General features: G+C 44.4%; 10 protein-coding genes. 1 reads left to right on the top strand and 9 read right to left on the bottom strand.

The window, feature by feature from the left end; all coding sequences use genetic code 11:
* The 9 genes from J3P43_RS15180 to J3P43_RS15220 all read right to left on the bottom strand — a co-directional run bounded on the left by J3P43_RS15180 (nt 1) and on the right by J3P43_RS15220 (nt 14,911).
* Nucleotides 1-4,815 (bottom strand): DUF5675 family protein, encoded by a 4,815-nt coding sequence (locus J3P43_RS15180; RefSeq protein WP_255903918.1) that lies wholly within the window; start codon nt 4,813-4,815, stop codon nt 1-3.
* A complete protein-coding gene (locus J3P43_RS15185) occupies nt 4,805-7,891 on the bottom strand; it encodes an RHS repeat domain-containing protein (protein WP_255903920.1) in 3,087 nt (1,028 codons plus the stop codon). The genes J3P43_RS15180 and J3P43_RS15185 overlap by 11 nt, the downstream gene beginning before the upstream one ends.
* A 584-nt stretch (nt 7,892-8,475) precedes the next feature.
* Entirely contained in the window at nt 8,476-9,018 is a 543-nt protein-coding gene (locus J3P43_RS15190; protein ID WP_255903922.1) for a hypothetical protein, read from the bottom strand.
* Entirely contained in the window at nt 9,018-10,235 is a 1,218-nt protein-coding gene (locus tag J3P43_RS15195) for a PilN domain-containing protein (RefSeq protein WP_255903924.1), read from the bottom strand. The genes J3P43_RS15190 and J3P43_RS15195 overlap by 1 nt, the downstream gene beginning before the upstream one ends.
* A gap of 1 nt (nt 10,236) precedes the next feature.
* Complete coding sequence (locus J3P43_RS15200; protein ID WP_255903926.1) at nt 10,237-12,189, bottom strand: type II secretion system protein GspD; 1,953 nt, start codon at nt 12,187-12,189, stop codon at nt 10,237-10,239.
* Nucleotides 12,189-13,619: a GspE/PulE family protein gene (locus J3P43_RS15205; protein WP_255903928.1), complete on the bottom strand. Its 1,431-nt coding sequence runs from the start codon at nt 13,617-13,619 to the stop codon at nt 12,189-12,191. The genes J3P43_RS15200 and J3P43_RS15205 overlap by 1 nt, the downstream gene beginning before the upstream one ends.
* On the bottom strand, nt 13,616-14,134 hold the full coding sequence (locus J3P43_RS15210; RefSeq protein ID WP_255903930.1) for a hypothetical protein: 519 nt from the start codon (nt 14,132-14,134) through the stop codon (nt 13,616-13,618). The genes J3P43_RS15205 and J3P43_RS15210 overlap by 4 nt, the downstream gene beginning before the upstream one ends.
* Nucleotides 14,134-14,550 (bottom strand): type IV pilin protein, encoded by a 417-nt coding sequence (locus J3P43_RS15215; RefSeq protein ID WP_255903932.1) that lies wholly within the window; start codon nt 14,548-14,550, stop codon nt 14,134-14,136. The genes J3P43_RS15210 and J3P43_RS15215 overlap by 1 nt, the downstream gene beginning before the upstream one ends.
* Before the next feature lie 88 nt (nt 14,551-14,638).
* On the bottom strand, nt 14,639-14,911 hold the full coding sequence (locus J3P43_RS15220) for an HTH domain-containing protein (protein ID WP_255903934.1): 273 nt from the start codon (nt 14,909-14,911) through the stop codon (nt 14,639-14,641).
* Nucleotides 14,912-15,235: 324 nt separating this feature from the next.
* Between J3P43_RS15220 and J3P43_RS15225 the strand changes: the two genes are divergently transcribed.
* Nucleotides 15,236-15,373: a hypothetical protein gene (locus J3P43_RS15225; RefSeq protein WP_255903936.1), complete on the top strand. Its 138-nt coding sequence runs from the start codon at nt 15,236-15,238 to the stop codon at nt 15,371-15,373.
* The last annotated feature ends 119 nt before the right edge of the window (nt 15,374-15,492 follow it).

Raw genomic sequence — 15,492 nt, forward strand, 5'->3', positions numbered from 1 at the left:
TTAAAGATTAGTCGGATCAATGATTTTTATTGTAGCTCCCTTACTATTGTTTTTAAAATGATCCATGATTTGTTTCAACACCCCTCCACTACCTCCAACAAAGTTTTCACCAACAGAGCTTCCTGGTAATAAGCAGCCTTCAGTGTCTCCCGGATAATTTCCTATATGAATTAGAATTGCTCTGCTTTGAGGTACCTCATCATTGTATAATCGAAGTCCATATTTCGTTCCAACATTCAGAATTAAATTATATGTACCAGCTGGTACTCTTTTGTCCTGATTACTTTTAGTTGTTGATGGCCCTGCCGGTTCTATAAAATAACCACTAATTGTTGTACCAGGAACAGTAAAAGTTCCAGTGGTTGATTCATCCGTTTCCGTAGTTCTTTGGTATATAATTGTTGCAGGATCTGTGAGAATGGACCAGCCAGGTTCCGTGGGTAAGGGTTCCCGCGCAAAAGGATCGCCGCCCTTTTTAGCATCCTTACCGCTCCCCTTTGGGCATTCTTTACACTGGAACGTTGAAAGTGGATCTCCCTGGTCATCGTCTTCCTCATCTTCATTCCCTTTTTGTGCGTTATGCTGTAAACGGTAAGCAATAAAGGCCTCTCTGGCAGCTAGTCCATAAAGAGTCTCCATCCCGTCAGGATCTGTATTATTTATGGGATTGTTATCTGTATAATTATATGGTGTTAAATGATGAAACTTTTCCGCAAGCGGATCGATGACATTCCACCTACCTATCACCGGATCATAGAACCTCGCCCCGTAATCATACTGTCCATCCTCATTCAAAGAACCCAACTCATCCTGCAACTCTTTTCCACTATAAAGATATTGATTTACTCCGGAAACCGGACTCACTAATTTACGCTTTCCGAATGCGTAGTAGTTGTCTTCCTGTAACCGTCTAACAGCTCCATTATGAATATCGAAGGTGTACCGTACGTTACCCAGGTGATCGGTCAGGTTGTGGTGGTAAGTATAAGTGCCGCCATTGTTCTGTGCTATTCCGGTTTCGGTCTGGACACGATCGATCGTACCGCCGCTGTATTCGATGCCGCCAATATAATGACGACTGGTGGTTATCGAATTGATGATACTGGTTTTTGTAAGTCTTTGCCCTAAAGCATTGTAGGTATAACTCAAGCTGGTACCGGTTTTGCTGGCCGTTACAGGCAGGTTCAACAAATTATAGGTCAGCCCCATGCCGTTTCTGCCATCAGTGATCGCATTGCCGTTCACATCATAAACATAGGCGCTTGCAATATTATCGACGGACGATAAGCGGTTGCCGTTGTAACGATATTGGTTCGCGGTTCCGCCATCCCTGCTAAGGGTACTGATATTTCCCATTACATCGTAGGTTAATACTTCGCTCATGGCAATGCCTGTGCTTATGCCGCTTGTAAGTCTGTTCAGCTTGTCATACCCATAGCTATACACATTCGAATAACTAGAGCCCGCCCCCCAAAGCTGACCTGAAATATTTCCGTTGTATTGCGGAGATATTCCGTCATCATACGTCAGCTGCACGCTAAATTGTGTTGATGTCTGGCTTTTTAGCCAGCCACGTGGGTTATATTTGTAGGTGGTGCTTTGCAGGTTATTATGTAACTTCTTTTCGATTAACTGACCAACTTCGTTATACTCCAATTCAGAAAGGCTCACTTCTGTATTGCCTGTCCCGCCCGTAGTCTGGAAGGTTTGCTTCTTCCTGCCCATATGGTCGTAAGTATAACTGTTAGCAATGGTAACACTGTCGGTACTGCTGGTATGGCTGCGACTGCTGCTTAGCAATTCATTGGTAAAGCTATAGGTATTATCTACAATGTCGGTTCCGTCCAGGTGGTTTTCTGATTTAATTTTAATAACTCTTCCATCTTCATCATAGTAGTTTACTGTCAATAACATCGTAGAACTTCCCAATACACCGGTTTTAGTAGCAGTAGGCAAAAAGGTTACATTTGCTCGCTGACCGGTAGAACTTCCGCCGAAGCTGTTTCCGGGAACATCGTAGCTGTCGTAATAATTTAGGGTAAGCGTGGTAATAAGGGTTTGAGGATAGGTCCGGTATTCCGACTGAGCATTGGTATACCCGTTACCCCCGGTTTGCCTGATCTCCCATTGATGGGATTGACCATCAACACTATTTTGTATATCCAAACGATACGAAGTATTAGCGGCGCTCCCACTATGTACCCATACTCCCTTGGTTACTGTTCTTCCGTGTGCATCGTACTTTGCGATTAACCATTCCTGGCCGCCATGGCTACGCTGCATGGCATCCTGGCTCATGACTACCTGGTCAAGCGCATTATAAACCAAATACTCCCACCCTTTCCCTGGGATCTTCTTTTCCACCACCCGGTTACGGTGGTCGTATTTGTAACCGTAGATAAACTCCAGGAATTCATTATCACTTTCCGCATAGCTGCTCCCAGTTATGGCTGGTGGTACCACATAACGCAGATTCCCTATGCCGTCGTACACATAGTAAGTAGATAGAGATGCGGTTTCACTTTCCCATGCCCTTTTGAGAACTAACCTTCCCTCTTTGTCTTTATACTCTTCGGTGGTTCCGGCTTTGCCCGAGGTCCAGTTCTCGTCTCTTTGAAAGGTTTTATAGAGCTGATTGTCTCCATAGGTGGCCGGGCTTTCTAAGCCAGAGCTCGTGATTACCCAACGCTTCACCTCTCCCGTGTCGCTGGTGCCGTAGGTGGTTCTTAGAGTATGTCCCGTCCCGACTTTAAAAACATCCCCGGGTGCACCTTGTTCCAGTACGCGGTTCAGTACTGAGCACTCAAATAAGGTCTCAGAATAAGGTACATTAAATGTAATGGACTGCCCTGGCGCGGGGCTGCTTGCGTTATAATAATCGCTTAAATCTTTCGCCCAGTCTAACTGATAATATCCAAGATTACTCGCGGTGGCGTAGGGCAGAAACTTCTTTACCTCACGCCCGAAACCGTCGTACTCATTGGAGACTATTACATCTTTCTGTGCGTCGGGGCTTCCTTTTACTAATATCGTTTGCAGCGGCCTTCCCATACCGTCAAAATACTGCACGGAGGTTTGCACATTCACCGGGTTGGAACTGGCGGTGACCACCGATTGGGCACTGGAATAATCGCCGTTTCTCGGGGTGTAGGTAACAATATAATTCTGGTCTTTGCTCAGGCCCGAAGGCTTAGGGATTACCGCAAGGCTAAAGGTTGCCGGAGTGGTGTTGTACCCGGTTACTGTATAAGTGGTTAGTGCCGAGCTTACCGTTGCTTTGCCCGTGATCGAACAATCCTGAGTGTTGAACACCAATCCTGCCGGCAGGGCCGGGCTGATGGAAAACGGCGGGGCGGGTATCCCGCTGATCTCTGGCCGGATGGCAAAGGGGGTACTGACCACCATGCTGATGGTATTGTAGGGATATTGAACAATTACAGGTGGGATTACATCCACCTGGATAAGTGTGGATAAATAGCCGTTAAGCGTCCCGTTTCCTTCAGATACCACATAATAGGTCCCTGCCTCCAGCTGTGTCTCGATAAATGCTTGTTTACCGGGACAGGGTGAGGCAATAGTGGTATTGTCGTTATTTGATTGGAGAACATTGCCATTAGAGTCAAGCAACCACATATAGGTATCAAAATTGCTGCTGCAATGCGACAGTTGCACTTTTGAGGTGCCGCTAAGCTGAAATTTGTAGTAGACATCATTGCTTGACTGCCCTGTATTATTGCCAAGGCAGTTGTCTGCCGTATTTTTTGTGTCGCTAAACCGGCCAGAAACCGAAAAGGTACCTGCGTCAATCGCACTGCTTAGCACCGATCCCGGAGGGCTGCTTATTACAGGCGTGCTGATACTGGTTGTGAGTTCATCGCTAAATTCGCCGATACCTTGCACCACAACATAATAGGTACCGGGCGAGAGCGTTTCGCTGATGACTGATGGGCTCATGCCATAATCGTTGGCATTGGCCGAAAGCGAATGCCATCCGTCTGCATTAAGCAAATGAACCACCGCACCCGACGTACCGTTAGCGCTGATGGTTACCGGGGCCTCATTGTCCAGCGTAAACTGGTAGTAAAGATCGGGGCTGTACTGAGCGTTCGGCCCAGTATAATCCCTCCCCCAGCAGTTGTTGGTATTGCTCCGGGTGTCGGTAAAGGTGCCCCCGCAGGTGGTGACACCCGTAGCTTTTATCGGATTAAAGAAATTATTTCCCATGGGCGTAAAAAGCGCCCGTACCTGTAACTTAAACGTCCCAGTGTTGCTGGTGCTTTTATCACTTCCCTCTACCACGATATAATAGTCCCCCTGTAAGAGCGAGACGCCCACTTTCGACTGTATGCCGCAATCCGAGTCATCATTGTAGTTCATTACGTTTCCTGAGTTATCTATCACCTGAACGTAGGTATCAAAAGAGCTCTCGCATAGCGAGACCTGAACAATAGCATTATCCGTTACTGAAAACGAATACCATACGTCTGGGCTCGACTGGCCGAAGGTATTACTGTACCCATCCCAATTATTGGTAGAATCGGTATAAATAGGGCCTCCGCAGGAGCTGTAAGCCCCTATCTGGATAGGATTATACATACTATTTCCCAGGGGCTGCGCCCAACCGGTCAAAAAAGGAAGCAGCATAACTGCCAGCAGCGTAAAGCGGCATGCGCTGTATTTGCTTAAGATGGGTGGATAAACTTTCGACATAGGTTTGTGAAAATTGAATTTGTGAATCTGATTCCGCTGCTCCAGGCTTTCGATCCTGAACCGTCCCTTGCTTTTATGGTGCTCTGCAGGTAATTTAATGGTCATCCCGCAAATGATACTGGTATACTTTTACTGTTTTCTCCACCCATGCTCCCAGCCCATTTTGTTCTTTTTTGTAAATCCGGGTGAGCCGTCCCAACCCATCGTAGTCGAAATAAGAGATCAGGCCCTTTGGATCGGTGATGGATGTTACCCCTCCGAGCGGTTTATAGGAATAAGTAGTGACCATCGAATTGCCCAATTGGGAGCGCAGTCCGTTAAGCTGACTCATATCGGAAGATGATGGCTCTGTTTTTTGTCTCAATGCATCAATGAAGGTCTGCCCCAGCAGCGTTACAATCTCTGAGTACAGGGCATTTTCGATTTTCGCCACCACTAATTGGTTATTGTATCCCATCAGGTAACAGGTACGTGAGCCCTTCTCGTGTGACACTTCGGCTATATTGCCATAAGCGTCATACGTATGATAATTAGTTCGTGCCTCAGGCTGCCCGTTCGAGCCGATCGTTTTGATTTGCTGAATCCTTTCTCCGTCGTATATCGCTTTGGTGGTTTGCACACTACCCGATTTTTTAACAGTATGCTCCAAAAGCGGTTCGAGCCGATTATCTCCCAAAAGATAGTTCTGACCCGCATCCTCAGGAATCCCGGTAACGTGCGCTCTCAGCACATAATCTTCCGGATATAAGAATAGCTCCTCCTTTAAATCACCATCGCTGGTGCTGGTCTTTATTTTTACAGGGAGCATGTGCTTGCTTGAATCGTTATAAAAGTATTCCTTTACAATCTTTAATTCTCTTTCGCCCGTGTAGCTTGTCTGAGTTTCTTTATTCACTCTCATACACGCGTTTTCAATAGCCCATTCCACGTATGCTAATCTTTGATACTGCGTTCCGGTATAGTTATTTGGATTTATAGTGCGCAATTCGATCGTGTTGTAGGCATGCCCGAAATGAGCGATCACATCCCGGCATGTATAATTTGAAATTGACAATTCGTCGCAGTTTCCGGTATAGGCACCTGTGTAGGTTTTATATCTCGACCATTCATACTCGGTTTTGGAAAGCGGCTTATATACCGCTCTTCCATACTCGAAGGTACTGTCATCAATAAACTTTTCTTCACTCAGCAGCTGACCATACTGCATGTCGTCTTTCATATCTATCATGAAGGGCACTGTTGAGATTTCAGGCTCTGAAGGTTCTGTTGCAAAACCTTCTGGAACTTTGTACTTGCGTCTTATAACCTGGGCCCTTGTGCCGTCATGCTGCATAAATTTCTCGGTAACAATACCATAAAGCATACTGCTGCCATTGTTAAATGTGATGGGCCTGAGAGGGTAGGAACCATAAATTCTGAGCCTGGAATGGAATTGGGGATTATCCACATCATCAGGATTTACCCGAAGCTTGGTATAAGCATAATCATTAACACTCACTTTACGCTTTGGCACTCCCCAATTTGCGTATACTGGAGTTGAGGGCCCCTCGGGGTAAAGTGTTTCTCCATACTCAAAAGCTCTGGTATAATTCTTTTGAGAATAACGGTGATCGCGAACGTCAATGCGACTGATGCGCAGACCACCCGATAAACGCGTTTTTGCCGGATTGGTCGGATGAACGTCCCATCCATAGATATGTGGTTCGTAACTGAAATTTGTGACACTTCCCTCGGGCGATACAATAGTTTTTAATGTTCCTACCTCGCTGTCGCCCGAGGGCTCTCTCGAGCCACCTCCGATATTAAACGTGACTACCGTGTTTACAGGCGTGGTATTTGCGCTGACGGTTGCTGATGGTACCATCCAGGGGGTTCTTGATGCAAGTCTTGAGCGTAGATTATCCTGCCCGTTATAATACCCCCAGTGATCTATCCCCTCCGTAGAGGCTGCGGGCACTCTTCCTGGTGAATTATAATCAAATTTATAGCTCTGGATTTTTGTGCCGGGGGCGCTAATCTGAATGGAATCTAGCTTGGTCAGGGTGGTAACGTTATGGTATTTATTGATAAAGAAGGTAAATTCCCGAATCAGAGTTTGATTCTTATCGTAAACGTAAATTTTATTTAAAGTGCCAGGCTCGCTTGTTTTCATTTCGAACACTACTTTACCCGACTCGAAAGAAATTTCCTTGATACTTTTCTCTTTGATAAAATCCTGGGGTGATGTAATCTGTACGAAAACGCTGCCTCCGAAGTATTCGGGAGTTAGTGTGCCATCGCCTTCTACTTTATAGGAACGGCTGTCTTCAAAGGTAGTATTAGTAGTCACCCGGACAGGGGTAATATTGTCTTCGACCATAACAATGTCTTTGTATCGTAAGGCATGCAGATCGGCAATTCTTACATCGTGATAACTGAAATTGACCATAGCGGAGGTTGTGGCACCTTTTACCCACTGGCACAACCATCTGGTCTTTATCTGATTATCACCGGTGGTCTCATGGTAACCCTCGCCGCCAAAAAGGTATTGAATTCCGTTTCTGTCCTTCATGTTGAAATGGGCGAGAGTACTCCCTGCATCTGCCATAGTTCCTGTAAAGGGTCTTGAAACAAACCCGTGGTAAGCATTTGTACTATAATCGATATATCTCCGGTTCACATAGAGTTCACCTCTTTCCGACAAAAGCTTGTAATAAAATGCGTCAGGCTGTCCGTCCAGTGACCCGTTGGCCAATTGCCCATGGTAATTGGGATTACTGCGGTTTAAATTGGGATTCTCGGAATTGCTTAAATACCCTACTCCTGGTTTATCGTCAGGCAAGCCGTTAACATTGCGAGATATTGACGGCTCGGCGTTTAAGGTCCAGCCTGTACCTACGGGGCCACTCCGCTCTCTGGGTTTTAAGCCGGAAGCATGGTAAGAAAGTGATATTGGAAGCACCAGATCCCCTACCTTAATCTCATATATAGGTACCGAGATATTCACCAACCCAACAGAATAGTCGACCGGATAGTTAGCGTATTGAGCTACAGCAGCAGCCGTCGGTGAAACCGGCACTTTTTCAGGAAGTTTAATTGTTATCGTATTATTTTGGCCGGAAGCTTCCGGATTTGATACAAAAACAATAAGGCACAAGAGGAATAAGCGCGCAAGGCTGATCTTGGGGTTTAGGTTTATCATAAGTTTAGCTGTAGAACTTAGGAATCCAAGTATCATCAGCGCCGGAAATAACTGAAGACGCTGTTCGCTATCCCCGTCACCTCAAAAAGCTGACATACACGATTCCTTTACGTTTATATATGTATAAAATACGTTTATAGATGTATAAGGGGTTGCAACAGGCACAAAACTCAACCCAGGCACATAGGTTACAGAAGGGCAGGTATCACAGGAGGTTAGTCCGCTCTCTTTTCACAAAACTCAAGCGTTATCAAAACATTTCGACGAATCTAGGATCAGTACAAGCATGTTAAGACTTCGGTAAACTTATTCAAATAGAAAAAATAATTATGATAAAAAGAAATTTATTTTACAATAAAACAAACAGCAGGCGCATTAGCCGTCTTAAACCCACAAAAGGTGGCTAAATTTTGTCATTAGCTACTTTTATTGAGCAAACAATTTAGAACGAAGTGTAGTAAGATCTGGCGAATAGGATCAAGCTGTGAATTCTCAATCTCTTGCCTGGTAGATCGTGGGGTGCTGATAAGCTCTCCGGTGTTTCCGCTGGTATTGAAAGGATTGGCACTGGAATTAGCAACTACTTATTTCTCCCGCTCTTGAATAATCGCAAAAGAAGTTCTCAAATACAAACTTTCAGACTGAGCCATATTCAGCTTCTTTTCCTTAACAAACTTTGAAGAAGCCACTAAGCCCGCCCCTTTCATCCGCTCTAAGGAGTCGAGCAGAGTAACGAGCTTTTTGAACTCGCCCTTAAAGGCGATATCCTGCTTCGCTATTTGGCTGGCGCTATCACTCAATGCTTTTGTTGCAGATGGGTTATAATTCACACTTACGTCTTTTAAAGCAGCAGCTTTCGAAACCTTGAGCCAAAAATCGCTGCTCCATTCCGCAGAATCGAGGGTGTATTGTCTCACCACCTGATTAAGAACCTGCTGCTTGCGGTTAAGATAATCCGGATTTACGGAGAGGTCATTTTTCTGCTCGACTTTGCTTACGAGCTCTGAGTTTAATGACATTGCATCGTAGGTTTTGCGAAAAGCCAGATTCCAGGAGAGCAGCGCTAATATTAACGCTCCAGCAAGCAGGATCCGATTTTTGGTATGATAAGTCAGACTGGTGAACATCAGAAATTTAGTGTGATGGCAAAGTTTTGTTGATCATTTTCAGGCGAAGGCGAAAAGTTGTCGAGGTTTACACGCTTGAGCCAGCTTTTGCTCTTTAGTCGGTAGATCAATTCATTAACAGCATCGAGGTTGCTGGTCTCCCCTACCAATTCTATCGTCCCGATTTTATGTATTTCCTTACGTTGTCGGTTACTTTCAATAGGGTTTAATGGATTGATCGAGATTTCTTTCAAACGTATTCCGGGGGGAAGGCTTTGCCCAAGTTGATCTGCCAGCCAGGCGTGACTGATCCCCTTATACCATCCGATACCTTTTAAAAGCTTTTCGTTCTCTTCAATACTTTTTTCCGTTTGCTGAAGCGTCTCCACACTGGCCGTACTTTGACTTACTTCAGCAAGCAACACGTTGTTCTTCGAATCGCAATAACTAAACAGCAGAAAGTTTATCAATAGGAGTACGAAGAATACCGCCAGAATTGTACCCAGCCTGAAATTAAACTTCTGCTTTTGCTCAAAGTCGCTTAAGTTATGCTGAATAGCATCTACCGGCATCTCCACAGCGTCAAGCTTATAATACAACACCAATTGAAAGGCTGCTGCATATGCCAGCAGATATTGCTCTCCGATGGGCTCAATACCTATTTTAACAGGAAATTCGGCGCGAGAAGATGCGGAGTATTTATAATCCTGCCACTCACCAGTTTCGGAGAGGCTGATGACGTGTCCATCAAACTTTAGTTCGTTCCCGTAGGAGTTAAGTTGCTTTAAAATATGTGAGGAAGCAAATGCTCCGAGATTGATAAGCAGAGGAGATATCCCCTCCTTTTTACAGGCCCTGATAATTTCATCAAGTACTTCTTTCCGAACAATCGATACAAAGGAAAATTCCCCGCTGATGAAGTTTTGAATATAGAATTGCGTGGGGTCAATATTCGGATATAGTCGTAAAAGTTTATCCTCAGTTATATCCTCTTCTTTTTCCGACTTCTTTGTTAATATTCCCTTACCACTTAATGAAATAGAAACTTGCTTATCCTTGGGGACCTTCTTTAGTATCTCTTCGAGGCTACCGGTAAATTCCGATTTAGCATCTATAGACAGGCTGTTCTTTTGAATCGAGATAGTGCATAAGCGGCCGCTTATTGAACCATTCTGAAGCAGGTGTAACTCCAGCCCGGCAGCAGAATTTAGCCATTGAGAAATACCAAGGCTGCTCATATTAATAATGGATGATTGGTCTGATGAAAACCAGCGTAGTCACTTTACTGTCCGACTTTTCACGACTGCTAAACAACCATTTTATACCGGGAATCCTGGCTAGAAAAGGCACGCCATCGCCCGATTCGCTTCTTTCGGTCCGTTCCAGTCCGCCAAGTACGATCATATCTTCGTTCTTTGCACGAATGATGGATGTAAACCTGCTGGTCGACGTGGGCGGAGGAGCGTTAAGAGGGGGATTTCCAATAAAGTCGGAGATATCAATATCGATATTCAACGTCACCTGATCATCGCCGGAAACTATCGGCCTGATATTGATCGCCAGGTTGGCCTCCACCGGAGTAAATTGCTCCGTGATTACTGTTTGCGTGGTTAATGACGGAATAACATTTTGTGTTCTGGTGGTGTAATAGCGTTTGCTTCCAATCGTGAGATTAGCCACGTGTCCGTTTAAAGTAGAGAGTTTAGGTACAGAACGTACTTCCACGTTATTATTCTGTTCCAGGGCGCTTAGGCCTACATAAAAATTGGGAGTCACCCGTCCCAGGTTGAAGTGGCTGTTTCGTCCGAGCCTCGCCAGTAAATCATTTATTGCGTTAGCGCCGAAAGTATAATCAATTCCCGGAAGCAGGGTGCCCCCAGTTTTTACGCTATCAGAAATTCCTGCTCTTATGCCCGTACGAACAGACTTTCCTTTTCGAACATCTACCAGTGTCACTTCGATAAGTATCATCGGAACCAGGCGATCTATTTGCTTGATAAAGTTCTCTATTTCTGCAATCTGCGGCGCTGATCCCGAAAGAAGAATGGTATTTTGTTCACGAAACTCCTTAATCTCCACTCCTCTTCGCCATTCTGCAGGTATCATCGCCTGAATGGTGTCGAGTGAACGGTATTGCAGCTGCACTACTTTATTCGTTCGTAACCCTTCCAGCTTTCTCTCTCCGATCAGGTAAATTCCATTTTCTACCCGGTAGGTATAGTCGGTACCCTGGAACAGGGTGCTTAGAAAACCCGGAAAAGTAATATCCTTTAATTTGGAAGTAACATTCCCTTTGATATCCGAGTATATAAAATAATTGATTCCAGCTTCTTGGGAAGCTGATTTAACCATCTCCAGGATCGGTGAATTGGTAGCATCAATGGTGAGCAGCTTACCTGCTGCCGAATTTTTTCCTGATAAGGAGAAAGTACCTGCGCTGCCAGAAGCACCCTGGGCCGGCCGCGGACTTCTGCGAACGTCGGTAACTTTATCGCTGTTAATATATAACTCTTCACCATCTACGAGGGGTTGAAAGATGTATACGTTATCAGCAGTTTGAGTAAGCTTGAGATTATTGGCAAAAGCCAGCTTCTCAATGGCTACATCAAACGGTGCATTAGAGAGAAAAATGGTCACTTTATTATTCAGGAGGTTATTGGGCACCACAACGTTTTTCTGCGACACCTGCGTAATCTTTCTTGCCACCAAGCCCAGAGTATCAGCATTAAGCTCCATACTTATTGTATTATTCTGAGCGTTATACCGAACGTTAATTTCCTTGGGAGGAATAGCAACCCGCATCTCCGGCCCCTTGGTTATCGACATAATAGAGCCTATTAAATTGATATCCAGATTATGTTCTTTCGCCAGAAAAAGCAGGACGTTCAGCGCAGTTTCATTAGTAAAATTATTATAGATCTTAAAATTAAGCTGCGGATCTATATTGATATTAAGATTATTAGATTGGGCAAGCGCACGCAAAAACTCCTGTGCCGAAGCGCCGGAAACCGACAAGGCTACTTTTTGATTTAATCCCGGAACGGTGATAGCCAGATTCCGCAACCGCTCATCAACCAATCGTAACCGCTCGGCAGCTGGTTGCTGTGCAAACAAAGCAGCATTCATTCCCAGCCAAAACAGCAGGAATAAAAATCCGGCTTTTACACACTTCTCTCGGTAAATCGTTCTCATCAGTAGTTAAACAACAATGGGTAAATCTCATCAATAGATGTTTCTCCGGCAGCAAAGAGCGCAAAAGAGTTTTCCGCCAAAGTTTTAATTCCCCTTTCCTTTAGCATAGGGTCAATATACAAGTTCCCTTGTTTTATTTCAACAGATAATTCCTGGTCTAGCGGAATGACCTCATACACCGCTTTTCTTCCCTTATAGCCGGTATAAAAGCAGCTTTCACAACCTTTTGGTGTATAATGATATTCCACTTCATAGAAAGGATTAAACTGTTTCGGGTAGATTTTACGGTCGAGAGATACTTTAGTTTTACATTCGGGGCATAACAGACGCATTAAACGTTGAGCAACTGTAGTGTTCAGCGTATTGGCAACCAGAAAGCCTGGTATTCCCATATCCATCAAGCGGGATACGGTCCCCCAAGCCGAATTGGTGTGAATAGTAGACAATACCAAATGCCCGGTCAGCGCTGCCCGAATGGCCATGTTGGCTGTTTCCGGATCGCGGATCTCCCCCACCATGATCACGTCAGGATCCTGGCGCAGAAAGGTTCGTAAAGCCGATGCAAACGAAAGTCCGATACTTTCTTTTAGCTGTACCTGGTTAATTCCCTCCAGGGTATACTCGATCGGATCTTCGATCGTAAGGATGTTCCTGGTTTCTTTGTTAAGGTGTTTTAAAGTAGCGTAAAGGGTAGTTGTTTTACCAGAACCGGTAGGACCGCTAATCAGCAAAATCCCATTAGGGCGTTTTACCCCTTGCAAATAATTCTCTAAATCAAACTCTGATAAGCCAAGACTGTTTAAGTCAATATCCGTAGCACTGTTGCTCAGTAAGCGGAGCACCACTTTTTCGCCATGCAGTGTAGGGAGCACGGAGACCCTGATATCGAACGAGTCGTCTGCGTTTTTATAATTAATCCGGCCATCCTGTGGTAACCTCTTCTCAGCGATATCGAGGTTGGCCATAATTTTAATCTTGTTCACCAGCGCCGGATATTCGTCTTTTTTCAGAAGATAGCGTTCTACCATCATCCCGTCGATACGCACCCGCACCCGGCATTTATTCTCATAGGTTTCGATGTGAATATCACTGCTTTTTAAGCTTTTGGCTTCACGTATTAAATTATCCAGAAAGTCGTTTCCACCTGCCGCAAATGATGAGGTCTTTAGCTGGCGTTTACCTTGTTCCTTAAAATAATAAGTATTGAGTAATCGGGTAACTTCTTCCGGCGGAAGCTTTTCAAGTTGTACCTGTTTCCCTAAGATCACTTCCAGTTCTGCAGAGAGATTCTCATCTTCATCTTCCTGGCAATAGAACACCATATTACCGTCTACCTCATTCTTGGGTAGTATCCGGTAGTGCCAGGCTTGTTCCCTGCTCAGCAGGTGCACCATATCGTTTGTCAGCAAAATCTCTTTGAAGGCACTCATTGGCTCAGGTAATTTAGCAACCAGTGATCGTTTGTAATATTTAGTATTTTCAGGTTCCAGTCGGTAACTAAAAGCGAGGCAAATAATATGGCCTGTAGTCCGGCCAGAGGGATTTTAATTTCCTGGGCGTGGCGAAATGTGTAGATCAGCAGAGCTCCAAGCAGCACCAGTACCAAACTCAAAATATAAAAAAGCAGGTAATTTACCGGCGAAAGGTAAAAGGCGATACAAAGCAGGAACAAAACATCTCCCCAACCCAGGTATCCCGATGTGATGTTCACAAATCTACCCGCCTTAACTGAGAAATAAATAAAAAGCACCAGCAGTTGCAGAAGCAGAAAAGCCAGATTATAAGTACTGCTTAGCGTTAAATCTAATATATCCCGCTCCTGGATTCCCAGCAAAACCAATAAGCCGAGCAAAGCGGGAAAAAGCACCCAATACACTGCACGATACCGCAAATCCTGGTAAAAAACGAAGAGCAAGCCGGCGATAAGAAGGGTCTTAATCAGCATCAATCCGCAACAACTTCTTTCAGGTTTTTATCCTGATCGATCTCCCAAACATTGAATGTACCATTACCGTTGAAATCTGCCACGGCAGTAGCCCGGCCAACAAAGGCAGTAGGACTTGATTGCACCACTTCCACGCGGTAATTGGCGCGACCGTCTTTATTATCGCTACTAAGCTTTTCCTGGATGAAGCCAATTTCGCTTAAATCGGATGTGTATTTCGATTTTTCAAAAAAGTAGTTACGCTCCAGCGTATACAAATGCTCCAGTTGCATCTTGGCCTCAGTGCTTTTAGCTTTGGTAATTAAGGGCAGAAGGTTAGGTAGAGCAAGTAGCACCAGGATTCCAATGATGACAAGCACCACTAAAATCTCCGTAAGTGTATATGCATTAACTTTCCTATTGAAAAAATGCTTCATATTGATCGGCTTAAGGATTTTAAATTTAGCAAAGGTTTATTAATTAACAAGGTATATTATCGGCTGAACGGTTTAAACTACATGATTATTAAGCACTCATTTCACCCGAAAAGCCACCGCTTAAATCTTGCTGCGATTTCCTGAACCGGATACCAATCGAACCCTGTTGTGAATAATAATATGTTCGTTTAGACCGGCAGTAGCAAATTGGTGCGCCCAAGTCTCGCATTGCATCCAGTGAATCATATAGTGTTCTCTCTGATATGGCAAGACGCCTGGCCAGACTTTTGGGCGTACCCGTAGATTTTGTACGGATCAGAAAGTCAAGAGCTTCTAACCGTAGAAACAATTCAATTTGCATATAGGCTTGTGATAAGGTTTAGTATTGATCCTATTATTTCATCATTATAAAATTTAATACCCCTAAAAGAAAGTTCGGCAACCTTCTCAACTCAATTCATATACAAGTTCAAAAAAAGAAACTGAAGTTTTTTAGTTATTACACGAAGTGGTCAGTTGCCGTGATGAAATGGTCAGTTGCCGTGATGAAATGATAAATTGGGGGAAGTAGAAATGCTTGGTTCGGACATAAAACTGGTAATAATGTTAAGATAGGCTGAAGGCTAATTGCAATAAGCGGGCAAAAAAATGCTCACTTCTGGGAGAGCATCTAACCATTGAGAAAATGAAGGTCGAAAAAATATACTGCGACCTGATGTTTGGATTACGAATCTCGGATAGGAGCTTCTGGATTACAAATCCCGAACAGCAGGTGAAAGTGAAATGCCGGAACAGACATGTAACTGATAATGATAATCCTTAACGCTAATAGTACGCTTGTTACGGATTGACCTTCCTGGCGGAGAGGTAGAGATATTGATGACTACCTTACTGGATAGCAAAAATACCTGACTGTAGAAGACAAAAGCCACATCATGTATT

Source organism: Paradesertivirga mongoliensis (assembly GCF_024436395.1).
Taxonomy (GTDB): Bacteria; Bacteroidota; Bacteroidia; order Sphingobacteriales; family Sphingobacteriaceae; genus Paradesertivirga; species Paradesertivirga mongoliensis.